Annotated in this window: 20 protein-coding genes and 2 pseudogenes; 11 read left to right on the top strand and 11 right to left on the bottom strand. The window is 68.6% G+C overall.

Annotation, left to right across the window (positions count from 1 at the left end):
- The first annotated feature begins 112 nt into the window (after positions 1–112).
- From BUC15_RS06940 to BUC15_RS06905, 5 genes are all read left to right on the top strand, one after another.
- The gene (locus tag BUC15_RS06940; protein WP_073186807.1) at positions 113–664 is read left to right on the top strand and encodes an HdeD family acid-resistance protein; all 552 of its coding nucleotides are present in this window, start codon (positions 113–115) and stop codon (positions 662–664) included.
- Between the two features lie 6 nt (positions 665–670).
- A complete protein-coding gene (locus BUC15_RS06935) occupies positions 671–901 on the top strand; it encodes an acylphosphatase (protein WP_073186806.1) in 231 nt (76 codons plus the stop codon).
- An 89-nt stretch (positions 902–990) separates the two neighbouring features.
- The gene (locus BUC15_RS06930) at positions 991–2,118 is read left to right on the top strand and encodes a cytochrome P450 (RefSeq protein WP_073186805.1); all 1,128 of its coding nucleotides are present in this window, start codon (positions 991–993) and stop codon (positions 2,116–2,118) included.
- A gap of 251 nt (positions 2,119–2,369) precedes the next feature.
- Positions 2,370–5,504, top strand: a complete 3,135-nt coding sequence (locus tag BUC15_RS19380; protein ID WP_139280131.1) for a family 43 glycosylhydrolase — start codon at positions 2,370–2,372, stop codon at positions 5,502–5,504.
- Between the two features lie 28 nt (positions 5,505–5,532).
- Positions 5,533–8,748, top strand: coding sequence for a carbohydrate binding domain-containing protein (locus BUC15_RS06905; RefSeq protein ID WP_175558264.1), 3,216 nt, complete (start codon positions 5,533–5,535; stop codon positions 8,746–8,748).
- Positions 8,749–8,840: 92 nt separating this feature from the next.
- Here the strand turns inward: BUC15_RS06905 and BUC15_RS06900 are convergent, their stop codons facing one another.
- The 4 genes and pseudogenes from BUC15_RS06900 to BUC15_RS06890 form a co-directional block, all read right to left on the bottom strand.
- Positions 8,841–9,692 (bottom strand): phosphotransferase, encoded by an 852-nt coding sequence (locus BUC15_RS06900; protein WP_139280130.1) that lies wholly within the window; start codon positions 9,690–9,692, stop codon positions 8,841–8,843.
- Complete coding sequence (msrA, locus tag BUC15_RS06895; RefSeq protein ID WP_073186801.1) at positions 9,689–10,354, bottom strand: peptide-methionine (S)-S-oxide reductase MsrA; 666 nt, start codon at positions 10,352–10,354, stop codon at positions 9,689–9,691. The genes BUC15_RS06900 and msrA overlap by 4 nt, the downstream gene beginning before the upstream one ends.
- Before the next feature lie 28 nt (positions 10,355–10,382).
- Positions 10,383–10,559, bottom strand: a complete 177-nt coding sequence (locus tag BUC15_RS19850; RefSeq protein WP_175558263.1) for a hypothetical protein — start codon at positions 10,557–10,559, stop codon at positions 10,383–10,385.
- Between the two features lie 106 nt (positions 10,560–10,665).
- A pseudogene (locus tag BUC15_RS06890) lies at positions 10,666–11,325 on the bottom strand (uracil-DNA glycosylase); the annotation flags it as partial.
- A 93-nt stretch (positions 11,326–11,418) separates the two neighbouring features.
- Between BUC15_RS06890 and BUC15_RS06885 the strand changes: the two are divergent.
- A complete protein-coding gene (locus tag BUC15_RS06885; protein WP_073186799.1) occupies positions 11,419–12,234 on the top strand; it encodes a hypothetical protein in 816 nt (271 codons plus the stop codon).
- A gap of 5 nt (positions 12,235–12,239) precedes the next feature.
- On the top strand, positions 12,240–12,695 hold the full coding sequence (locus BUC15_RS06880) for a DUF2089 domain-containing protein (RefSeq protein WP_073186798.1): 456 nt from the start codon (positions 12,240–12,242) through the stop codon (positions 12,693–12,695).
- Between the two features lie 69 nt (positions 12,696–12,764).
- On the opposite strand, the pseudogene BUC15_RS06875 reads toward BUC15_RS06880, so the two are convergent.
- From BUC15_RS06875 to dhaK, 7 genes and pseudogenes are all read right to left on the bottom strand, one after another.
- A pseudogene (locus tag BUC15_RS06875) lies at positions 12,765–12,974 on the bottom strand (GreA/GreB family elongation factor); the annotation flags it as partial.
- Positions 12,955–13,215 (bottom strand): DNA recombination protein RmuC, encoded by a 261-nt coding sequence (rmuC, locus tag BUC15_RS20740; RefSeq protein WP_245787917.1) that lies wholly within the window; start codon positions 13,213–13,215, stop codon positions 12,955–12,957. The pseudogene BUC15_RS06875 and the gene rmuC, both read right to left, overlap by 20 nt.
- A gap of 651 nt (positions 13,216–13,866) precedes the next feature.
- Entirely contained in the window at positions 13,867–15,729 is a 1,863-nt protein-coding gene (gene typA / locus BUC15_RS06865) for a translational GTPase TypA (RefSeq protein ID WP_073186795.1), read from the bottom strand.
- A gap of 164 nt (positions 15,730–15,893) precedes the next feature.
- Positions 15,894–16,325 (bottom strand): DUF3151 domain-containing protein, encoded by a 432-nt coding sequence (locus tag BUC15_RS06860; RefSeq protein WP_084189422.1) that lies wholly within the window; start codon positions 16,323–16,325, stop codon positions 15,894–15,896.
- Positions 16,326–16,367: 42 nt separating this feature from the next.
- Positions 16,368–17,084 carry a dihydroxyacetone kinase phosphoryl donor subunit DhaM gene (dhaM, locus tag BUC15_RS21075; RefSeq protein WP_073186794.1) on the bottom strand — a complete coding sequence of 239 codons (717 nt, stop codon included), beginning with the start codon at positions 17,082–17,084 and terminating at the stop codon, positions 16,368–16,370.
- Positions 17,084–17,725, bottom strand: a complete 642-nt coding sequence (gene dhaL / locus BUC15_RS06850; protein ID WP_217652141.1) for a dihydroxyacetone kinase subunit DhaL — start codon at positions 17,723–17,725, stop codon at positions 17,084–17,086. Before dhaL ends, dhaM begins: the two co-directional genes overlap by 1 nt.
- Positions 17,713–18,708, bottom strand: coding sequence for a dihydroxyacetone kinase subunit DhaK (gene dhaK, locus BUC15_RS06845; RefSeq protein WP_073186792.1), 996 nt, complete (start codon positions 18,706–18,708; stop codon positions 17,713–17,715). The genes dhaL and dhaK overlap by 13 nt, the downstream gene beginning before the upstream one ends.
- A 271-nt stretch (positions 18,709–18,979) precedes the next feature.
- Here dhaK and BUC15_RS06840 point away from each other — a divergent pair, with 271 nt between their 5' ends.
- Genes BUC15_RS06840 through purD form a run of 4 tightly spaced genes read left to right on the top strand, consistent with a single transcriptional unit; the run spans position 18,980 to position 22,866 of the window.
- On the top strand, positions 18,980–20,263 hold the full coding sequence (locus tag BUC15_RS06840; protein ID WP_073186791.1) for an adenylosuccinate synthase: 1,284 nt from the start codon (positions 18,980–18,982) through the stop codon (positions 20,261–20,263).
- 37 nt (positions 20,264–20,300) lie between these two features.
- Positions 20,301–20,501, top strand: a complete 201-nt coding sequence (locus BUC15_RS06835) for a hypothetical protein (RefSeq protein WP_073186790.1) — start codon at positions 20,301–20,303, stop codon at positions 20,499–20,501.
- 2 nt (positions 20,502–20,503) lie between these two features.
- Entirely contained in the window at positions 20,504–21,613 is a 1,110-nt protein-coding gene (locus tag BUC15_RS06830) for an acyltransferase family protein (protein WP_073186789.1), read from the top strand.
- A gap of 17 nt (positions 21,614–21,630) precedes the next feature.
- Entirely contained in the window at positions 21,631–22,866 is a 1,236-nt protein-coding gene (gene purD, locus BUC15_RS06825; protein WP_217652144.1) for a phosphoribosylamine--glycine ligase, read from the top strand.
- Positions 22,867–22,905: the final 39 nt, after the last annotated feature.

Raw genomic sequence — 22,905 nt, 5'->3', positions numbered from 1 at the left:
GCCGCACCGGGCCCGGTCGGCGCGCACCGCGGGGAGGTTTCGTGCGCGCCCGGTATCCGGGGCGGTGGTCCGCTAATTTGGGCCGCAGCAGATGAGTCCGGGGGAGGAACCGATGCTCTACTTCGAACGCCACACCTGGCCGTGGCTCCTCTCACAGGGGATGCTTGCCGTCGTCGTCGGGGCGGCGATGATCGCGGTCGCGGACGCCTCGCTCGTCACACTCGGCCTCATCGTGGGCGCCTGGGTGATCCTGGACGGCATCTGGATGATCCTGGAGGGCGCCAGCGACCGCCGCGGTGCCGCCAGCGACAGGGTGCTCGTCGCAGGGGCAGGCGCGGTGACGGTGGCGCTGGGGCTGCTCATCGCAGGGAACCCGGCGGCCACCGTGGAGGCGCTTGCGTTCCTGACCGCCTTCTGGTTCGTCTTCGCGGGACTGCGTGAGGTGTTCCTCGCCGTGCGCCTCCGTAAGGAGGTCGACGGCGAGTGGGCGCTGATGGTGACGGGCGCCGTCGCGGTCGCGATGGGGTTCGCGGGCATGGTGTGGCCGGGGCTGCTGCTCGGCGCGCTGGTGTGGGTGCTGGGGCTCGCGGCGATCGTGTACGGGGCCTGTCTCGCGGCGTCCGCGTTGCACATCCGGCGGATCGCCTCGGTCCCGGTCGGCTGACCGGTGATGGAGCGGCTCACCCTCCGGGTGTCGGGACAGGTCCAGGGCGTCGGCTTCCGCTGGGTGACCCGCGGAGTGCTCTCCGATCTCGGCCTGGAGGGAGGGGCGGAGAACCTGCCGGACGGCTCCGTCCGCGTCGTGGCCGTTGGGGAGCGTGCCGCGCTCGATGCCCTCGTCGCCTGGCTGGAGGGTCCGACTGCCCCGGGTCGGGTCCGGTCGGTGCGGGTGGAACGGTAGCGCGGACGCCGCGCCCCGTGCGGCCCACGCAGGCGGGCCGATGTTTTGCACGAAGAGTTCGAGAGTATGGTTCGGCACGGAGGTGGACGATGAACAGTTGGCCCGATGAGGTCGATCCGACGGGGCAGGACGTGCGTCGGTTGACCGACGAGCTGAGGGCCGGGCACACGGTGGCCCGCAACGCGCGCGGGGAGTGGGTGCTGCTCGGGTACCGCGAGGTCGCGGAGGCGGCCCGCGACGCCGTCACGTTTTCGAGCGCCGTCTCGCGGTTCCTGCAGATCCCCAACGCGCTGGACGGCGAGGAGCATGCCGAGGCCCGGCGCGTCCTCGACCGATACTTCGAGCCGGACGCCCTCGAGCCGTTCGAGGCGACCTTCCGACAGGTCGCGCGGACGCTGGTCGGCCAGCTGCCGGCCCGCATCGACGCCGTCGCCGACTTCGGTGCCGTGTTCGCGGTGCGAGCGCAGTCGGCGTGGCTCGGCTGGTCGGCGGACCTCGAGGAACCGCTCCTGCAGTGGATGCGCGACAACCACGCGGCCACCCGGTCGGGGGAGGGGAAGCGGATGGTGGTGGTGGCGGAGGAGTTCGACGCCATCATCGCCTCGGTGCTCGCGCCGCGGCGGGTCGCTCCCGGTGACGACGTGACGAGCGCCCTGATGTCCGACGGCTGGAAGGGGAGGGCGTTCACCGACGAGGAACTCGTCTCCATCCTCCGTAACTGGACCGGCGGCGACCTCGGATCCATCGCGTTGTGCGTCGGCGTCATCGTCTCACGCCTCGCGACGGACGCGGCGCTGCAGGGGAGGCTCCGCTCGGGCGTCAGCGACGCGGAGCTCGACGCGGTCATCGACGAGGTGCTGCGGATCGACGACCCGTTCATCACCAACCGCCGCCGCACCACCTGCCCGGTGCATGTGGCCGGCGTCGACATCGCCGAGGGTCAGGTGGTCAAGCTCAACTGGACCTCGGCCAACCGCGACGAGTCGGTGTTCGGCACCGACCGGTTCGACCCCGTCGGACACGCAGCGGCCAACCTCGTCTACGGCACCGGCCCGCACGTGTGCCCCGGCCGTCCGCTCGCGACGATGGAGCTCCGGATCGCGGTGCAGGAGTTGCTGGCGGTCACCTCCGCCATCTACCCGGACGAGGCGGGGCATGAGCGGGAGGTATTCCCGGTCGGCGGCTTCCGCAGCGTCCACGTCCGGCTGCAGCGCTGAGGAGAACCTGGCTCACAGGCGACGCGAAGGCGGCTCATAGGAGATTCTTCGAAAGTTGTTGCGAAGCAGATGTGTTCCCGGTAACATCACGTTCGTCGGCGCCAGGGAGGCGTCGGAACATCCAGTCGCTCGTTCGATGCCGAACCAGGCAACAACCCCCGTGTAACCCGATCCGACGTGCCGTCATCGGGCCCTTCGCGCGGGTCCGGTCGCCTTGAGAGGCGACTGCCCGAGGTAGAGGAGCCGATGGCGTGCGCAGACCGAAACTATCCAGGCTGGCCGGGGTGATCACCACCGCCGCCGCAATCTTCGCGACGGGGGCGTTGGCGGGAGATCCCGCCGCCGCGCTCGATCCAGATGTCGTCCGGAGCTTCACCAGCACGGATGGCGGAGACGGCACCTTCAGCGTGCCGCTGCTCAACTCGGACGTGCCGGATGTGAGTGTCGCGATGGTGCCCGCGGCCGAGAGCGGCGAGGGACGCGACGTCTACTACATGCTGAGCACGACGATGCACCTCAGCCCCGGCGCGCCGATCATGAAGTCCTACGACATGGTCAACTGGGAGACGGTCACCTACGTCTACGACCGCCTCAGCATGGGCGATGCCTCCTCGCTGCGTAACGGCCAGAACTCCTACGGGGCCGGGCAGTGGGCAGGCTCCCTGCGCTACCACGACGGCAGGTTCTACGTGGCGTTCAACACCAACAACATCGATGGCGCCTACATCTACTGGACCGACGACATCGAGGACGGGGCCTGGACCAAGATCGCGCTCGGGCGGGGCTTTCATGACCTCTCGCTGTTCTTCGATGAGGCCGACGGCGGAACCCCCTACATCTTCCACGGCGGCGGAACGACCAGCGCGGTGCGCCTCAGCGACGATCTGACGAAGGTGGTGGCCGAGTACCCCGACATCGTCACCTACCGCGACCTCGCCGACCCCGGCATCACGCCCGCCTACGAGGGGCAGCAGGTGTTCTGGTTCGACGGCTACTACTACATCCCGACCATCACATGGCCGCCAGGCGGCAACCGTCAGGTCGTCCTCCTGCGCTCCAAGGAACTCCTGGGCCGCTACACGGCCGCCGGTGGCGCCAACACCTACGAGGCGAGGACGGTCCTTGCCTCGGACGGGTTCGCCCAGGGCAGCCTGGTGCCCGTCACCACCGACGGTGAGACCTCCTGGCACGGCTTCTTCTTCCGTGACACCTACCCCATCGGTCGGATCCCCGCGCTGATCCCGGCCACCTGGAGCGACGGCTGGCCGACCTTCGGCGACGCCGGCCGGGTCACCCGGGGCAGCGAGTTCGAGCAGCTCATCGAGCTTCCGGCCGACCTCGCGGCCGCGCAGCGACTCAAGAGCGTCGTCGCCTCGGACGACTTCAGCAACGACGCGCCCCACCGCGCCTTCCGCGACATCGAGTGGGATCTGCCCGACGTCCCCGAGGCGCCGGCCCCGGGGGAGCGGCTGGTCAATGGCGACTTCGAGACCGGATCCCTTGCGCCATGGAAGCTGCAGTACACGGCTGCCCTGGACGTGGTCGCGGATCCAGCCGACGCCGCTGGGCATGTGCTCAGCGTCTCCGGGAGGGTCAACAACGGCTCGGGTCCCGGGCAGGCGGTGGAGGGTGGGTTGATGCGCTCGGCCACCTATGAGGGATCGATGCGCGTGCGCTACGACGAGGGCCCCGAGTCGATGACCTTCATCCTCGGCCTCTCGTACGGTGGGCGAATCAACCAGGTTGCCGCCGCCACCGCGAAGCGTGGCGAATGGGTCACCGTCGCCGGGCGCCTCACCGCGCCGGCCGACGCTGACATCGCCAGCGCGACCCTCGTCGTCGAGACCCCGTGGGCACCAAACCAGACGCCGGCCGACCAGGTCGACTACCTGGTCGATGACCTTTCCTTCGCACCGGCAGCGGTGACACAGCAGTTCCCGACCGAGGCGGAGTACGCCTACAACGGCTCCGATCTCGACCTCGCCTGGGAGTGGAACCACAACCCGGACAACCGCCACTGGTCGCTGACCGAGCGCCCCGGCTGGTTGCGCCTGACAAACGGATCGGTCGTCACCGGCAAGGCCACCTACTCGAAGGCGCCCCAGACCGAGTTGGCCTACCTGGAGGAGGCGCGCAACACACTTTCGCAGCGGACCTTCGGGCCGAAGTCGTCGGCCGAGGTCGCCCTGGACATCTCGGCAATGTCCGACGGCGACGTCGCGGGTATCGCCACCTACGCGCGCAGCTTCGCCTACGCCGCAGTGAAGCGGGTCGAGGGTCACAACACGCTCGGAGTCGTCCAGCGGCTCCAGCCGTTCTCCGATGCCTTCGATCAGGACGCGGCCGAGGCATTCGTCCCCGGCTCGACGGTGCAGCTGGGGGACTCTGCCGTCGTCCATCTGAAGGCCGATGCCGACTTCGCCTCGAAACCTGGCCAGCTCTGGGTGCAGTTCCTGTACTCCCTCGATGGTCAGAACTGGGCGCCGCTCGGCGCCCCGGCGGGTCCCCTGGTGCAGGATTGGAGCCTCTCCCACTTCATGGGATACCGGTTCGGCATCTTCAACTACGCACTTGCTCAGGCCGGTGGGCACGTGGACGTCGACCATTACCTGCTCAGCGGCACTCTCACCGCCGACGCCAAGGCACTGGACCGGTCGTTGCTTGATGCGAGCATCGGTGAAGCACAGGGGATCCGGGAGGCGCAGATCGACGCCGAGCTGTGGGCCGAACTGCAGGCTGCGCTCACGGCCGCCCAGGCCGTCTCCGGGCCCTCCACGCAGAACCAGATCGATGCGCCCGCCTACCGGCTCGCAGCCCTAGTGGCGCAGGCCAAGGTGGGTGCCACCGACCCCACCCCCACACCGACCCCGACCCCGACCCCCACGCCGACGGCTACGCCGACCCCCACGCCGACGGCTACGCCGACCCCACTGCCCTCCTCGAGCCCGACGCCCACCCCACCAGCCCCGGTCGACATCTACGTCACACCCGGCTTCCACCGGGTAAACGGCCGTACCTGGTACACCTCCTGTGAGCCCTACTCACAGACCTGGCGCTGCCGGACCGAGATCTGGGCCACGACCGTGGCTCAGGTCGGCGGTGCGTTCGCCAGTACCACTGGCTGGACGTTCAACAACCTGACCTACCTGCCGCTGCTCACCAGGCAGCAGTGGGCCGGAAACCCACTCGGCAATGCGGGGTCGTGGACGTCGGCCGACGGCCGGCAGTGGCGCACCGAATGCGACACGGCGGCGACGGGACGTGGAGGGTGTCGCTCCTACATCAGGGCTGACGTCGTCACGTCGAAGAAGGGCAAGGACGGGGCGTGGACGCACCGCATCACCACCGAATGGGTGTTCAACAACATCGTCCGGTTCGCCAGGTAGATCCATCACAACAAGGAGATTGGAAGCAATGTCAACAACTCTCAAACGGACGAGGCGTCGCAGGGGGGCAAGGGCCATCGCCACTCTGGCGGCCGTGGGCCTGCTGGCGGGCACGCTCGTCAGCCCACCGACTGCAGCCGCCGACGCGGCAGGAAACCTCGTGATCAATCCCGGCTTCGAGCAGGGCATCACGGGCTGGTCGGCCAGCGGCGGCGTGTTCGGGATCGTCCCCGACGCGGCCAGCGGCGCCAGTAGCGGCTCCCTCAGCAACCGGACCGCGTTCTACCAGGGACTCAAGGGCAGCCTCACCAGCCCGTTGGCCCACGACGGCCAGTACCGGGTCACCGCGAAGGTTAAGCACACCGCAGGCAACGCCACCGAGCCGTTCGGGTTTGCCTACTGCCCCGAGTCAGGCTCCTGCGTCGCCGCGGCCAACGCCATCAAGCAGGTCGCAAAGGACGGGTGGCACGAATACTCGCTGGATTTCGTCCCCAGCGAGTCACCCAACTACAACGACGCCTCGACGGTGTTCAGCCGGTTCCAGTTCGAGACCCCCTGGTCGTCGACGGTCCCCTTCCAGTTGGACGATGTGACCGTCGTCCGGCTTGACACCCCGCCGGGGCTCCTGCCGGAGGCCACGTTCGAGGACGACAGCCACGAGGGTTGGTTCGTCGTCGACGGCCGGGAGGGCGAGCTGAGCATCGTCGCTCCCGGTGCCGATTCCAACAGTGCCCTGCGGATCACGGGCCGCACGCAGACCAACACCGGCCCGGCCGCCGACATCGTGGGCAAGCTGGAGGCTGGAGCCACCTACCGGGTGCAGGCCGATCTGCGCTACACCGGAGGCAACGCGACCCAGGGGTTCCAGTTCACGCTCTGTGACGACGCTTTCAGCTACGGGATCTGCTTCAACGGCGTCCGCGTGGTGGCCAAGCAGGCGGAGTGGACCAGCATCGATGCCGAGTTCGTCGCCGACGTCCCCAACCCCGCTGTCGGTAGCGTCGACGACTGGGCCTACGCCTTCTTCGAGACCGACTGGAAGGCGTCTCCAGAGGCGGCAGATCTCGTGGACTTCGAGATCGACAACGTCTCGCTCGTGAAGGTCGAGAAGGAGCCCGAGGTGCCCGTCGAGGGCGCGGAGTCGCCCGTCGAACGCGTGCAGACCAAGCCGGTCGGCGACCACAACCCGCTGATGGGGCACAAGTTCGGGGCCGACCCGCACCACGTCATCTTCAACGGCCGCCTCTACATCTACTCCACCAGTGACGACCAGCAGTACCGGACGGCCGTCAAGCAGGCCAACGGTCTGCCGGTGACCGACGGCGGATATGACCGCATCACCCACCTCAACGTCATCTCGACCGACGACATGGTCAACTGGGTCGATCACGGCGAGGTGCCGGTGGCCGGCCTCGACGGCGTCGCCAAGTGGTCTGGCAACTCCTGGGCCCCGGCCGCGGTTTCGGCCGACACGGACGGCGACGGCAAGGAAGAGGTGTACCTCTACTTCTGCAACGGCGGTGCAGGCACCGGCGTCATCGTCGGCGGCTCGCCACTGGGGCCGTGGGAGGACCCTAACGGAAAGATGCTGATCGGGCAGGGCAACCCCATCCAGTTCCCCGGCGGCATGTGGCTGTTCGACCCCGAGGTCTTCGTCGACGACGACGGCCAGCCCTATCTCTACTTCGGTGGGAACTGGGACCACGTCAAGGATCCGTACCACCCGAAGTCGACGCGTGTCGTCAAGCTCGACAAGTCTGACTACACCAAGCTTGCCGATCCCACGGGCGCCGGCATCACCGAGATCGATGCTCCCGGCATGTTCGAGGCGTCCTCGATGTTCAAGCGCGACGGTAGGTACTACTACTCATACTCCTCCAATTTCGCGATCGGAAACGCCGCCTACGACAACAAGAAGATCGAGGGGCAGTCCTACCCGGGCGGCGGTCAGATCGCCTACATGATGACCGACGACCCGATGGACCTCACGCGCGACAAGTTCGCTGGCACCGCCTTCGCCTCGCACGGCAAGTGGTTCCCGGGCTCGGGTGGCAACAACCATTCCGACATGTTCAACTACAAGGGACGCTCCTACTTCACCTACCACACGCAGGTGGCCGGTCTGGCATGGGGCAAGGCGCTCAACAACGGGAAGGTCGTCAACTACCGCAGCGTCCACCTCGACGAGCTGAAGTTCAACGCGGACGGCACCATCAAGGAGGTAGAGGGCACGAACGCAGGCGTGGAACAGATCCAGGACTTCGATCCCTACCGCACCTTCGAGGCTGAGACCCTCGCATGGCAGCTCGGTGTTCGCACCGAGGCGCTGGCCACCGCCTCGGTGGAGTTTCCGGAGCACAACGGCGGTGGGAACATGGTCCTCACCAGCATCGACGACGGTGACTTCACCGGCATCTCGCAGGTCGACTTCGCCGATGGCGCAGCGACCGTCACCGCCCGCGTGAAGCCGATTGTCGCCGGCACCTCGATCGAGGTCCGTCTCGACTCCGAGACAGGCCCCGTCGTGGCGACGCTGGAGCCCGGAGACTCCGTCGGTGAGTGGACCGAGATCGAGGCGACGGTCGAGGGCGCGGATGGCGTGCACGACCTGTTCTTCGTGTTCCACGGTCCCGGGGAGGGGCGCCTGCTCGAGGTCGACAACTGGTCATTTACCGAAGGCCCCACAGCCCCAGAGCCGACCGCCACCCCGACCCCGACCCCGACCCCGACGCCCGAGCCGACCAAGAGCCCAACGGCCAAGCCGACGCAGACCCCCACGGTCAAGCCGACGCAGACCCCCACGGCCAAGCCTTCGGCGCCACAGGCGTCGGGCGACCTGTACTCGACCCCGGGCTTCCATAATGTCAACGGTCGTCTCTGGTACACCGACTGCGAGCCGTACTCGCAGACGGTGCGGTGTAGGACCGACATCTGGGCAACCCAGGTCGTCCATCAGGGAGGCCGGTTTGTGCACAAGACGGGCTGGCACCTGAACAACCTGACCTATCTGCCTCTGATGACGAGGGCGCAGTGGCAAGGCAACCCCCTCGCAAATGCAGGGGTGTTCACCAGTGGCGGGCGTAACTGGAAGACCGAGTGCGACACGGCCGCGACCGGACGCAACGGCTGTCGCTCGTACATCCGGACGAGCTACATCGAATCGAGGAAGGATGCCGCCGGCAAGTGGAACTACCGCCTCGCCGAGGGCTGGGTCTTCAACAACATTGTTAGGTTCAAGGCCTGACGATCGGTCGTAACTGGGTGGCGGCCCGCCGGGTTCCCGGCGAGCCGCCACCCATTTTCGCTCCGGGCGGCGCGGCAGGCGGAGTCCTGCGCCTACGCCTTCGGTGAGGACCTCGCCCAGCTGAGCGAGGGCTCCGCCCAGTGGGGAGTGTCCTCCGACTCGCTCGCCATGATCAGCGCGACGAGGTGTGCCGTCTCCCGGTCCAGCCGCTCGGCGGCCCGGCTGAGCTCGACGCCGCGCATGGAGGCCAACTCCTCGTAGCGCGTCAGGAAGGCGCGGCCCGCGGCTGGGGCAAGGCCGAGCGTCACGTTTCGCAGGTCGCTGGCGCGCAGCCCCATGCCCGTCAGGTTGTAGTCGTACAGCAGCGCGGAGGAGCCGTCCCAGGACACTGCCAGGTTGGTGAACCAGAAGTCGTTGTGGGTCAGTGTCAGCGACATCCCGGCCAGATCGTCGCGCCACCGCGGCAGCCGGCCCCTGGCCCAGGCGAGCCTCGGGGCGAGGTCCGGCCACCTCCGCTCGACGGCGGTGAGGCCGGCCTCGTCGATCAGGTCGAGCTCGCTGAACCCGACCGCGGTGCGAGGGAGGGTGTCGCCTGCGGCGTGCAGCGTGTCGTACCACCCGGCGACGAGCCTGGCGATCGCCGGGTCGGCCAGGTCGTCCGCGGTCGCCCTGCGGTAGCCGGCGCTGGTCAGTTCCTCGAGGATGATCCAGTCGGGGCCGGATCCGAGCAGGGGGAGCGTTGGGACCCCGAGCCGCCGCAGCAGGTGGTAGGTCGGGATCTCCCGCCTGCCCGCCTCAGAGGCGAACCGCTTGACGACGACGGGCAGGTCGTCCAGTTCGCCGCCGACGACGAGGATGCCGTCGTCGTCGGAGATGACGTCGCCGAAGGCGACCTCTCCGATGTCGTGGCCCTGCGGGGGCGTCTCCGCGTGCGGGTCCGTCACGGGCGCGGCCCGCACTTCACGCCGGTGGCGTGGTTGGGGCAGTAGCCGTCGGGCACCTTGTGCAGGTACTGCTGGTGCTCCACCTCGGCGAAGTAGAACGTCTGACCCGGGGTGATCTCGGTGGTGATCGTGCCGAAGCCCTGCTCGGCGAGGCGTCCCTGGAAGTCGGCGAGGCTCGCCTCGGCCGCCGCGCGTTGGGCCTCGTCGACGGGGAAGAGTGCAGAGCGGTACTGCGTGCCCGCGTCGTTGCCCTGCCGGTTCAGCTGGGTCGGGTCGTGGTTCTCCCAGAACATCTGCAGCAGGTCGTCGTAGCCGACCCGCGCCGGGTCGAACACCACGCGGACAGTCTCGGTGTGGCCCGTCCTGCCGGTGCACGACTCGGCGTAGGTGGGGTTGGGGGTGTAGCCGCCCATGAATCCGACCGCCGTGTTGACGACGCCCTGCCTCTCCCAGAACATCCGCTCCTCGCCCCAGTAACAGCCCAGCGCGAAGTAGGCGACCTGGGAGCCCTCGGGGACCGCGTCGAGCGGGAGCCCGAAGATCTCGTGCGTGGGCACCGGGTCGAGGACGGGGGTCGGGCGACCCGGGAGTGCCTTGTCGGGAGTCACCATCCGGGCCGGGGCGACGTGCCCCTGCAGCCACGTGAGCAGGTCGATGTCCATGCCCCCACGCTACCCGTGGCTGCAAGCATCAGGGCTGGCCCGTGACCGCCATCCAGATGCCCTGGCCGATCAGGTAGACGCCGATGCCGATGCCCACCAGCCACAGCATCTTGCGCTGCTTCGTCACGCCCACGGTTCCGGAGTCGTCGGGGGTCTGGTCGGCCTGCGGCTGCTCGCCCGGCGTCGGATCGTTGTCGTTGCCCATGTGCTCAGTCTGCCAGTCCCGGGGTGACGGTCCGGTCGATGGGGGCAGGCGGAATGCTCCGGTCGATGGGGGCAGGCGGAATGCTCTGGTCGATGGCGGCAGGCGGAATGCTCCAGTCTATGGGGGCGGCGCCCTGCTCCCCGAGCAGCCGGTTGGCCCGGCTGAAGGGACGCGAGCCGAAGAACCCCGAGCGGGCCGAGAGCGGGGACGGGTGGACGCTTGCGATGATCGGGACGTCCCCCAGCAGGGGCGCCGCGGTCTGCGCGTCGCGGCCCCACAGGATCGCGACGAGGGGGCCTCCACGCCGGGCGAGGGCCTCGACGGCGCACGCGGTCACCTCCTCCCAGCCCTTGCCGCGATGCGAGGCGGGGGCCCCGGGCCGCACCGTCAGCACGCGGTTGAGGAGCAGCACGCCCTGCTCGAACCAGTGGCTCAGGCCGCCGTGAGCGGCCGGCGGGATGCCGAGGTCGGAGTCGAGCTCGCGGTAGATGTTGCGGAGCGACCCGGGCAGGGGCCGCACCTCAGGGGCCACCGAGAACGACAGCCCGACGGCGTGCCCCGGCGTGGGGTACGGATCCTGCCCGATGACCAGCACGCGCACGTCGGCGAGGGGGAGCGTGAAGGCGCGCAGGATGTTCGCGCCAGAGGGCAGATAGTCGTTGCCCTCGCTGCGCAGGAAGTCACCCATGGCGGCGATCCGTTCCTCCACCGGACGGAGGGCCTCGGCCCAGTCGGGCGCGACGAGTTTGGAGAGGCTTTGACGCATGCCTAACCCTTGCACACCCGGCAGGTGGCACCTAAGAGTGCAAAAACCGTAAGAAGCCTTTAGAAAATGAAAAGACGAGTTACCATTTCATGCATGAGCAATGTTGATCTCGGCCCGATCCTCGACGATCTGGCCGCTGGGCGCATCGACGCCCAGGAGGCGAGCCGCCGGATCGAGGCGGCAAAGCGCGCGGCCGGTGAGCCGGAAGCGCCCCGGGCCGACGAGCGGCCGACGTCCCCGAGGTCCGCGCCGAGGGAGGGCGACGGGGAACGCAAGCCGGGCGGCCTTGCACGGGTCTCGGTGACGGCCGTCGGGCGCCGGGTGCGCATCGAGGGGGACCAGAGCGTCGCGACCCTGACCATCGACGGGCCGCACGTGCTGCGCCGCGTCGGGACGACCATGGAGGTCAGCTCCACCGGGGAGATCGGCCCGAACTTCGGGGGCTTCTCGCTGATCCGACCCCCGCGGAGTTGGGACGATGTCCGCGACATCGGCCTCGGCAAGGAACTGGTCATCAGGGTCAATCCTCTCCTCATCGTCGATGCGGAGATCACCACCGGTGGGCTGCGCACCATCGGCGTCCCGCGGCTCGGGAGGATCCGGGTCACGGCCGCCGCCTCCACCCTCGAGGACGTCGAGGAGGTCGAGGACCTGCTGAGCCAGGCAGGCGGCATCAGCGTGGAGGGACCGATCAGCTTCGGTCGATCCAGGCTGAAGGTCGAGTCGGGCACCCTCACCGTGAACCTGACCCGTGGCGCCAACGTCACCATCCGCGGCGAGGCGAAACTCGGGCGGATCAGCTGGCCCGACGGGGGCGACAAGGTCGACGAGTACGTGGTGGGCAACGGATCGGCGCGGCTCGATGTCGCGGTCGTGATGGGCATGGCGACGGTGAAGGCGGAGGTGTGAGTTACATGGCGGTCAAGCATCTGTACCACGCGCCGTCCGAGTGCCCCGTCTGCGGCGACACCCTGATCACCACCCGCAAGGGCTGCCTCCACTGCGGCACCGAGATCGCGGGCGAGTTTGCCAGCTGCGAGTTCTGCAACCTCAACCAGGCCGATCTCGACCTGCTGAAGGTCTTCCTCGCCTCGCGCGGCAACCTCCGGGAGGTCGAGAAGCACCTCCAGGTCTCGTACCCGACGGCGCGTGCCCGGCTCGACGCCGTCCTCGCGCGCCTCGGCCTCGACGGAGATCCACAGGCGGCCGAGCCGACCCGTTCGGCCCCCGAGGAGGAGCCCGTCGGGGAGGAGGCCTCGGAGTACGGCGATGAGGTGACGGCGGATCCCGGGTCGGTCGAGGACCAGATCCTGGCAAGGGTCGCCCGGGGCGAACTGAGCGCCGAGGACGCGGCACGGCTGCTCTCCTGACGCCGCCCCCGACGTGAGAGGCCGCCACCCGATCGGGTGGCGGCCTCTTCCGGGTTCGTGGATGGGGTGTCAGAGGGTGTCGACCTTGGAGACGACGACCATCAGCTCCTTGCCGTTGGGCGCGGTGTAGCGTACCTCCTGGCCGACCTTGGCGCCGAGCACGGCCGCGCCGAGGGGAGACTGCGGTGAGTAGACCGAGTACTCGACGGAGTCGTCGGTGCCGAGCACCTCGCGGGAGCCCAAGAGGAATGTGTCGGTGTCATCCTCGTCGCCGTCGTAGGACATAGGTGTGCTGCGTGTCGAAGTCGCACCGCTGCGTCAGCCCGGAGATCTCGACGATGCGCTTCAAGCTCGCCTCACCCCACGAACCCCGCACCTGGGGGGTACGCAGCGCGGTGCTGAGGCCCTGCGCCTCGCGCCGCACCGCGTCGCTGGAGGCGCGCAGGGTGTTGACCTGCTCCCCGAGCTCGGCCGACATCCTCGCCCGCTCCTTCTCCACCGCCTGCAGCTTCTCCTGCATCTGGCGGAGCCCTTCGGCCAGCGGGGAGACGAGATGCTCGGTGGCCTTGAAGCGCTGCTCGGTGGCCTGCTCGGCCTGCCTCGCCTGGTGCGCCAGGGTCTCCGCGGAGAGCAGCTTGAACTGGGCGATCAGCGACTCCCGGTCGGCGGCCTGCTCGGCCGCCCGTCCGACGGCGGCATCGCGCTCGGCGGCGGTCCCCGCCAGCCGCGAGGCGACCTGTGCCGTCTCCGCGCGGGCCTCCGCCACCGCGCGCTGCGCGTCGGCGGCCGCGGCCCGCAGGTCGGCCTTGTCCGCCAGGATCTGCGCCACCTCGGCCTTCGCGAGGGCGGCCTCCTCACGCGCTCTGCCTGCCTCCGCCCTCGCCGTGGAAGCGTCCTGCCGCGCGTAGCTCAGGGCGAGCCGGTCGGCCTCAGCCGCGGGCGACGACCCGGCCGTGCGCCTGCCGTAGAGGTACCCGGAAACGGCCCCGATGCCGAGGGCGAGCAGACACAACACGACGGCGAGAGCTTCCATGGGTTCATTCGACCAGACGCGTCCGACAATCCGCGGAGCCACCCCCGCGCGGCGCGTCCGGAAACGGCGGGACGCCGGGCGAGAATCCCGCCCGGCGTCCGCGAGGTTGCCGTCTGCTGCCCCTGCCGGGGCGTCGGATCAGGCCTTCTTGGCCCGGTTGCGCTCCTTGGCCCGGTCGTTCGCGTTCAGCGTCACCTTCCGGATCCTGACCACGGCCGGGGTGACCTCGAGGCACTCGTCGCCGGCGCAGAACTCAAGCTGCTGTTCCATCGACATCTGCTTGGCGGGGATCAGGCGCTCGAGCTCGTCGCCCGTGGAGGAGCGCACGTTGGTGAGCTTCTTCTCCTTGGTCGGGTTGACGTCCATGTCCTCGGCGCGCGGGTTCTCGCCGACGATCATGCCCTCGTAGACCTCGGCGCCGGGGGAGACGAACATCGTGCCGCGCTCCTGCAGGTTGAACAGCGCGTAGCTGGTGACGGTTCCGGTGCGGTCGGCCACCAGCGAACCCGTCGGCCGGGTGCGGAAGTCCCCGGCCCAGGGGGCGAAGCCCTCCGCGACGTGGTTCATGATGCCGGTGCCGCGGGTCTCGGTGAGGAACTCGGTCCGGAAGCCGATGAGGCCCCGCGCGGGCACCAGGAACTCGAGGCGGACCCAGCCGGTGCCGTGGTTGACCATCTGCTCCATCTGGCCGCGCCGCAGCCCCATCAGCTGGGTGACGACGCCGACGAACTCCTCGGGGATGTCGACGGTCAGGCGCTCGACGGGCTCGTGCAGCTTGCCGTCGATGACCTGCGTCACCACCTGGGGCTTGCCCACCGTCAGCTCGAAGCTTTCGCGGCGCATCATCTCGACGAGGATGGCGAGCTGCAACTCGCCTCGGCCCTGCACCTCCCAGGTGTCGGGTCGCTCGGTCTGGTGGACCTTGATCGACACGTTGCCGACCAGTTCCTGGTCGAGGCGGGCCTTGACGAGGCGCGCTGTCAGGTTCTTGCCGGACCTACCAGCCAAAGGCGAGGTGTTGATGCCGATCGTCATGGAGATCGACGGCTGGTCGACGTGGATCAGCGGCAGCGGCTTGGGGTTGTCCGGGTCCGAGAGCGTCTCGCCGATCATGATCTCGGGGATGCCCGCGATCGCGACGATGTCGCCGGGACCGGCGCTGTCGGCAGGCACCCGCTCCAAGGCCTCGGTCCGCAGCAACTCGGTCAACTTGACGTTCTGCACTGTGCCGTCGGTGCGGCACCAGGCGACCTGCTGGCCGCGCTTGAGCTCGCCCTGGATGACGCGGCACAGGGCGAGGCGTCCAAGGTAGGGAGAGGCGTCGAGGTTCGTCACATGAGCCTGCAACACCGCCCCCTCCTCATAGCTGGGCGCAGGGATGTGCTCGAACAGCGCGGTGAACAGCGGCTCCAGGTTGGGGCTGTCCGGCATGGTGGCGTCGGCAGGTTGCGTCATAGACGCCCGACCGGCCTTCGCTGAGGCGTAGACGATCGGGAAGTCGAGGACGTCGGTGGCGTCGTCGTCGATCAGGTCCATGAACAGGTCGTAGGTCTCCTCCACGACGGCGGAGATCCGCGCGTCGGCCCGGTCGACCTTGTTGACGACGACGATGATCGGCAGTTTCTTCGCCAGCGCCTTGCGCAGCACGAACCGGGTCTGCGGCAGCGGGCCCTCGGAGGCGTCGACAAGCAGGACGACGCCGTCGACCATTTCGAGGCCGCGTTCGACCTCGCCGCCGAAGTCGGCGTGTCCGGGGGTGTCGATGATGTTGATGGTGGCATCCGAGCCGTCCGGGCGGGTGTGCCTGACGGCGGTGTTCTTCGCGAGGATGGTGATGCCCTTCTCGCGCTCGAGGTCCATCGAGTCCATGACCCGGTTGTTGACATCGGCTCCCTCGCGGAAGGCCCCGGACTGCCACAGCATGGCATCGACGAGGGTGGTTTTGCCGTGGTCGACGTGTGCGACGATTGCGACGTTTCGGAGGTCTTGGCGGATGGGCATAGGTGGCGCTCCCCACAGGGTAGAAGAAAAGGGGCCGTCGGAAAGTGTAAGACGGTGGGGGCCTTCTGCGCTAACGCCACCCTCCCGGAGCCCGGCGAAGGCTGGAGCTAGGCGTCCCGCCGGTGCCTGATCGAGTCTTCCGGGAGGTCGACCCCGTGGCGCCTTCAGTCCGACAGCACCTCGAACGCCTCCTCGGAGGAGTCGCGCAGGAACTGGGCGCACCGCTCCTGTTCCTCGGCTTCACCGATCCTGCCCGCAGCGACGCTCAGCGCCCACAACGCGCGGAGGAAGCCGCGGTTCGGAGCATGCTCCCAGGGGATCTGGCCAGACCCCTTCCAGCCGTTGCGGCGCAGAGTGTCGAGGCCGCGGTGGTAGCCGGTGCGCGCATAGGCGTAGGCGGCAACGGAACTGCCGAGGTCTTCCTCGGCCAGGCAGGTCTCGGCCAGCAGCGCCCAGACCAGCGAGGACGTGGGGTGGGACGCCACGATTTCGAGGAATTGATCGCCACCGCGCTCGGCGATGTCGGCCAGGGCTGGGTCTTCCGGCAGCCGGACCACGACGTCGGATGCCATGAGGTTGGGGTGCGTCTCGCTCATGGATGACAGCCTACTCGTGGTCTGTCGGCCCGGGTTGGGGCGCTATTCCCCGAAACCGGCGGTGATGAAACCGGCCAACGACTCGACGGCCGCCCCCGCCTGTGGTCCGGTCGCCACCAGTCGCAGCGTGTCGCCTTTTCGGGCGTTCAGCGTCGCGAGCCCGATGCTGCTGGATGCCGACACCGGGCCGATCAGGCCGTTGCTGACCAGGATGTCGGCGTCGAACCTTCGCGCCTCTGCAACCAGGAGCGCGGCGGGCCTGGCATGCAGCCCGGTTTCGTTGACCAGGACCGCCTCCGTGATGGCCTCAGCAGTCGGGCCGGATGTCGGGTCCGGTCCGGTGGGGGCGGGCTCCACCCCCAGATGTGCGTGCTTCGGCTTCAAGGCGGATTCAGATTCACGCGCCACGTCGTCGATGCCCGCGCCGCCGACCGCCTGGACCACTCCTGCGACCAGGCCCTCGACGAACGGCGCCGCCAGGATGCGGATGTCGGATTCCGGATGGCCGTACAACTCGATGCCCAGTTCGGCGCTCATCAGCGCCGACCCGATGTCGACGAACACCACGACGCCGTCGCCACCGTCAACTTCGCCGATGGCGGCCATCACCGCGGCCGCGTCGGTGCCGAGGCCCCCATCCATCGTGCCCGCCGCCACCCGGATCGGTGGCGGGTCGCCGTGCACCATCTGCAGCGCCAACTCGACCGCGGACTCCGCAAGCGCGAGGCTGTGCGAGACCACGACGATGCCGACCGTCATCAGCCGAGTACTTCGACCAGCGCGTCGAACAGGTAGGTCGAGGAGGCCGCCCCAGGGTCCATGTGGCCGATCGACCGCTCGCCCAGGTAGCTCGCACGACCCTTTCGGGCGATCAGCGGCGTGGTCGCGTCACGCCCGGCGGCGGCAGCCGCGGCCGCCGCCGCGGCCGCATCGGGCCACTGCGCGCCGTCGGCGACGCTCGCGTCGAGCGCGTCGAGCGCCGGTGCGAGCGCGTCGACCATCGTCTTGTCGCCCAGTTCGGTCTTTCCGCGGGCGATGAGCCCGTCGAGACCGGCCCGGAATGCCCTGGCGAACTCAGCGGTGCTGAGCTGCGTGACGTTGCCCGTGGCCATCCCCATCTTCATCAGCAGGGTGCCGTAGAGGGGTCCACTGGTGCCGCCGACGGTGCTTACCAGCGTCATTCCGGCCTTCTTCAGGAGCGCGTCGACGGTGTTGGCCTCGTCGAGGTGGCTCACTACGGCCGCGGTGCCGCGCGCCATGTTGGCGCCGTGGTCGGCGTCTCCGATGGCGGAATCGAGGTCGGTCAGGTACGACTTGTTCTGCTCGACGATCCCTGCGAAGCGGCGCAACCAGTCGGCCAGTTGGTCAATGGTGAGGTCTGTTGAGGTCACAGTCCCCACCGTAGCCCTGCGGTGCGTACCGGCGCGTCCCAAAGCCGTAACAGGTCATCGTCAGCGCGGAGCAGGGTGAGTGAGCAGCCTGCCATGTCGAGGCTCGTGATGTAGTTGCCGACCAGGTTGCGCTCGACCGTCACACCTGCGGCCTCGAGCAGTTCGATCACCTCGCCGTACATCAGGTAGAGCTCGATCAGCGGGGTGCCGCCCATGCCATTCAGCATCGCGATCACCGGAGCGCCTGTGAAGTCGAGGTCGGCCAGGATCGGCGCGACGAGCTGCTCGGCGATCGAGTGGGCGTCCGCAATGGGTTCGCGGTGGCGACCAGGCTCGCCATGGATGCCGATGCCGATCTCCATTTCGTCCTCGGGGAGGTCGAACGTCGGTTTCCCTGCCGACGGCACGGTGCACGAGGTGAGCGCCATACCCATGGACCGCGAGTTGTCGGCGACCTGCTGCGCTACCGCGGTGACCGCCGCGAGATCGGAACCTTCCTCGGCGGCCGCGCCGACGATCTTCTCGAGTAGGACGGTCGCGCCGACGCCGCGACGCCCTGCGGTATACAGCGAGTCCTGCACCGCAACGTCGTCGGCGACGACCACCGTAGAGACCTCGATACCGGCATCAGCGGCCAGTTCGGCCGCCATCTCGAAGTTCATCACGTCGCCGGTGTAATTCTTGACGATGTGAAGCACGCCAGCACCGGTGTCGACGGTGGTGGTGGCGGCCAGCATCTGATCGGGGGTGGGGGAGGTGAACACCGCACCCGCGCAGGCGGCGTCGAGCATCCCGACACCGACGAACCCGCCGTGCAGCGGTTCGTGGCCGGAGCCGCCGCCCGAGATGATCGCTACCTTGCCGTCCGCCTTCGGGGCGGCGCGGTAGATGACACGGTTGTCGAAGTCGACGCGGACGTCCTTGTCTGAGGCCGCGATGCCCTTGAGCGCGTCGGCGATCACGTTTTCGGGGTCGTTGATGAGCTTCTTCATGGGAGCCTCCTGCGTCCTTGCATCTGCGGCGCCGACCATGGGCGCGCATGTCCATTCTCGCACCGCAATACCTGCCCGGTCCGGGGATTGGCACAGTCGTGCCGCGACCGCCCTACCCGCTGGGCGAACTTGCAGCCCAGACGTCGCCGGCACACAGAATTCGGGCCTGCCCCGGACGGTGGGCGAGCTCTCCGGTAGACTGCGGTCGCAAGGCCCCCAATCGATCTTGTGGGGCTTCTTTCTATGTAGGTAAGCCAAGGATGTGACCTCCATGCCGAGTGTTGTTGTGGTTGGAGCCCAATGGGGCGACGAAGGCAAGGGAAAGGCGACCGACCAACTGGGCGACCGGGTGGACGTCTGTGTGCGCTACTCCGGTGGCAACAACGCCGGACACACCCTGGTCGTCGGTGGCGAGAAGTTCGTTCTTCACCTGCTGCCTTCGGGAATCCTCAACCCCGACACCGTGACGGTGATCGGCAACGGTGTGGTCGTCGACCTCGATGTGCTCGCCGAGGAACTTGAGGTTTTGTCATCGCGAGGGGTGGAGGTCCCGCACCCCCTCATCTCCGCGAACGCGCACATCATCACCGAATACCACAGGGTGCTCGACAAGGTGACCGAACGCTTCCTCGGCAAGCGCCGGATCGGCACGACGGGTCGGGGCGTCGGCCCCGCCTACTCCGACAAGGTCAACCGCATCGGCATCCGGATTCAGGACATCCTGGACGAGTCGATCCTGCGGCAGAAGGTCGAGGGGTCGCTCGCGCAGAAGAACGAACTGCTCGTCAAGATCTACAACCGGCGCCCCATTGAGGCCGAGAGGGTCGTGCAGTCGTTGCTGGGGCACGCTGATGCCATCCGGCCTTACATCGTCGACTCGGGCCGCTACGTCAACGACGCGCTTGACGAGGGCAAGGTTGTCCTTTTCGAGGGTGCTCAGGCGCACCACCTGGATGTCGACCAGGGAACCTACCCCTACGTCACCTCGTCGAACCCGACGGCGGCGGGCGCCACGACCGGCGGTGGCGTCGGGCCGACGCGGATCGACCGGAGCATCGGCATCGCCAAGGCTTACACGACGCGCGTCGGTGAGGGCCCGTTCCCGACCGAACTGTTCGACGCCGACGGTGAACTGTTGCGCGAGAAGGGTGGGGAGTTCGGTGCGACCACCGGACGCCCCCGCCGCTGCGGCTGGTTCGACGCGGTGCTGGTCGAGCAGGCCGTCAAGATCAATGGCTTCACCGACATCTTCCTGACCAAACTCGACATCCTGAGCGGCTGGGAGAAGATTCCCGTCTGCGTCGCCTACGACGTCGACGGCGTCCGCCACGACGTGATGCCGATGACCCAGTCCGACTTCCACCACGCCGTGCCGATCTACGAGCAACTCGACGGCTGGACGGAGGACATCTCGGCGGCACGCAGCTTCGACGAACTGCCGCCGAACTGCCAGGCATACGTGCATCGGCTTGAGGACCTGATCGGCTGCCGGATCAGCGGCATCGGGGTCGGGCCGGGTCGGGAGCAGTCGGTCGCGGTCCACGACCTCATCTGAGCCGCGGATGACTGTCCGGCGGTTGGTAGCAGCCCTTGTGACTCTGCTCACGCTGTTCATGGTCGCGACCGTGATCGTTGCGATCTGGCAGGAGGACTTCAACTGGGGCTGGTGGTGGGTGGTTCCGGTCGGGGCCCTGTTCCTGGTGGTCATCATCGGCTTCCGGATCCTCGTCCAGAAGGCACAGGAGGCGGCCGAACGCGCCGACCGCGAAGCCGAAGAGGAGCCCGGGAGTTGAGCGTGGACGAACCCGGTTCCCGGATGCTCGACGCCCCCGGACGGACCGGTCCTGGTGCGGGCGACCGGCTTCACTGGGTGGACATGGCCAAGGCCATCGCCATCGTCCTGGTCGTCGTGTACCACGTCGCGGTCACAGGCATGACGATCCTGACCCCCGGGATCAACCGGGTGGAGGGGGTGTATTCGGCGGCCAGCACCTGGCTGCTGCCCGTCCGGATGCCGCTGCTGTTCCTCGTCTCCGGGCTCTTGTCGACCGGGGCCCTCGCCAGGCCGTGGCGTGCGGTCGTGCGGCCCCGCATCCTGAACTACGCCTGGGTCTTTGTGCTGTGGACCCTGCTTTACGCCTATCCGTACGCCAATGCGTTCACCCCTGGCAACGTCGAGGAAACCGCCTTGCGGGCGCTGAGCTGGACGGTGACCCTCAACGGGGCCTACTGGTACCTGCCTCTGCTGCTGCTGTTCTTCGTAGTGGCCAAGCTCGGCCGAAGGCTCGGGGCGTGGATGATCGCGGTGGCCGGCGTCGGTTATCTCTTCTGGTGGCAGGTGGGGATCGGCGACGGGATGGAGGGCGACGCCGACCTCACCGTCCGCCGTTTCCTCACCTTCTTCGTCTGGTACGCGCTGGGCGCCTTCGCCCGGCCCCTGGTCGCGTGGTGGGCCAGGGCGCCGTGGTGGCTGCTGCCCCCGCTGGCCGCCGCCTACATCGCCGTGGCCGTTGTTCAGTACGGCCCGCAACGCTCCCCGATCTACCAGGTGCTCATCGCCTTGTTGTCGGTGATCGGGATCAGCGCCATGCTGATCGTCTCGCGGCTCCTTGCGCAGTGGGGCCCGACCCTGCGGCTGGGGTCATATCTCGCCGCCCGCACCCTGCCCATCTACCTCGTCCACCCGATGGCTCTCGCGTTGCTGATCTGGCTGACACCCGGCTTCGGAAAGCAGGGCAGCCTGGTCAGCCTCTGGTTGGTCCCATTGCTTGTCGTCGCCCTGACGTGGCTCAGTTGCTTCGTCTACGATCGGCTGTCACCCAACGTCGCCTGGCTGTTCCGGCTGCCCGGCGGCGTAGGCGGCCGAGCGCGGGCACGCGAGGGTGCACCTGCGGCTGGGCGGTAGCGGGCGCGGCCAGTAGGCTGGCGCGCGTGAAGATCCTCCTGCTTGGAAGCGGCGGCCGTGAGCACGCCATCGGCCGAAGCCTCGCCGTCGACCCCGCCGTCACCGAACTCCACGCAGCGCCGGGCAACCCCGGCCTCGCCGCGATCGCGACTCTGCACTCCGCAGACCCGTCCTCACCTGCCGCGATGGTTGCCCTGGCGGGGGAGTTGCAGGCCGACCTGGTGGTGGTGGGCCCCGAGGCGCCGCTGGTCGCGGGCGTCGCCGACGCGCTGCGTGAGGCGGGTTTCGCCACCTTCGGGCCGGATGCCGACGCAGCCGAGCTGGAGGGCTCGAAGGCCTTCGCCAAGGACGTGATGCTCGCCGCAGGGGTCCCGACGGCGGCCGCCCGCGTCTGTGAGAATCTCGAACAGGTCGAGGCCGCACTGGACGAGTTCGGTGCCCCCTACGTGGTCAAGAATGACGGGCTGGCGGCGGGCAAGGGCGTCGTGGTCACCGACGACCGGGCCGCGGCCGTCGCACATGCCCTGTCCTGCGGCCGCGTCGTCATCGAGGACTACCTGGACGGGCCCGAGGTCTCGCTGTTCGCCATCTGCGATGGTGACCGCGGCGTCGCGCTGCTGCCCGCGCAGGACTACAAGCGGGTCGGCGACGCCGACGAGGGCCCGAACACGGGTGGCATGGGTGCCTACTCGCCCCTCGCCTGGGCCGACCCCGGCCTGAGCGACCAGATCATGGCCGAGGTCATCGAACCGACCCTCGCAGAGATGCGCCGCCGCGGCACCCCATTCATCGGGCTGCTCTACGCCGGGCTCGCGCTCACCTCGAAGGGGCTGAGGGTCGTCGAGTTCAACGTGCGCTTCGGTGACCCGGAGACCCAGGCCGTCCTGGCGCTGCTCGAAACGCCCCTGGCAGGGCTGCTGCACGCCGCAGCGGTCGGTGGCCTCGATGCCGTCCAGCCGTTGAGGTGGCGCGACGGGGCCGCGGTCGTGGTGGTGGCGGCAGCCGAGGGCTACCCCGGGACGCCGACCACCGGAACCCCCATCACGCTTCCCCCGGACGGGGAAGACGCCTACGTCCTTCAGGCGGGCACCCGCCTCGACGGTGACCGGCTCGTCTCGTCCGGCGGGCGAGTGCTCGGCATCGTCGGACGGGGCTCCGATGTCGACGCTGCCCGGGCCGCCGCCTACCGGCTGCTGGCCGGGATCGACTTCCCCGGGGGCTTCCACCGCACCGACATCGGCGTGCCGCACTGACCACGGGTGCTGCGTAGGCCGACGAGGAAGGGCGGGTGG

The sequence above is a fragment of the Tessaracoccus bendigoensis DSM 12906 genome, assembly GCF_900141915.1.
Classification (GTDB): domain Bacteria; phylum Actinomycetota; class Actinomycetes; order Propionibacteriales; family Propionibacteriaceae; genus Arachnia; species Arachnia bendigoensis.
This window is presented reverse-complemented; position numbering and strand designations above follow the sequence as displayed.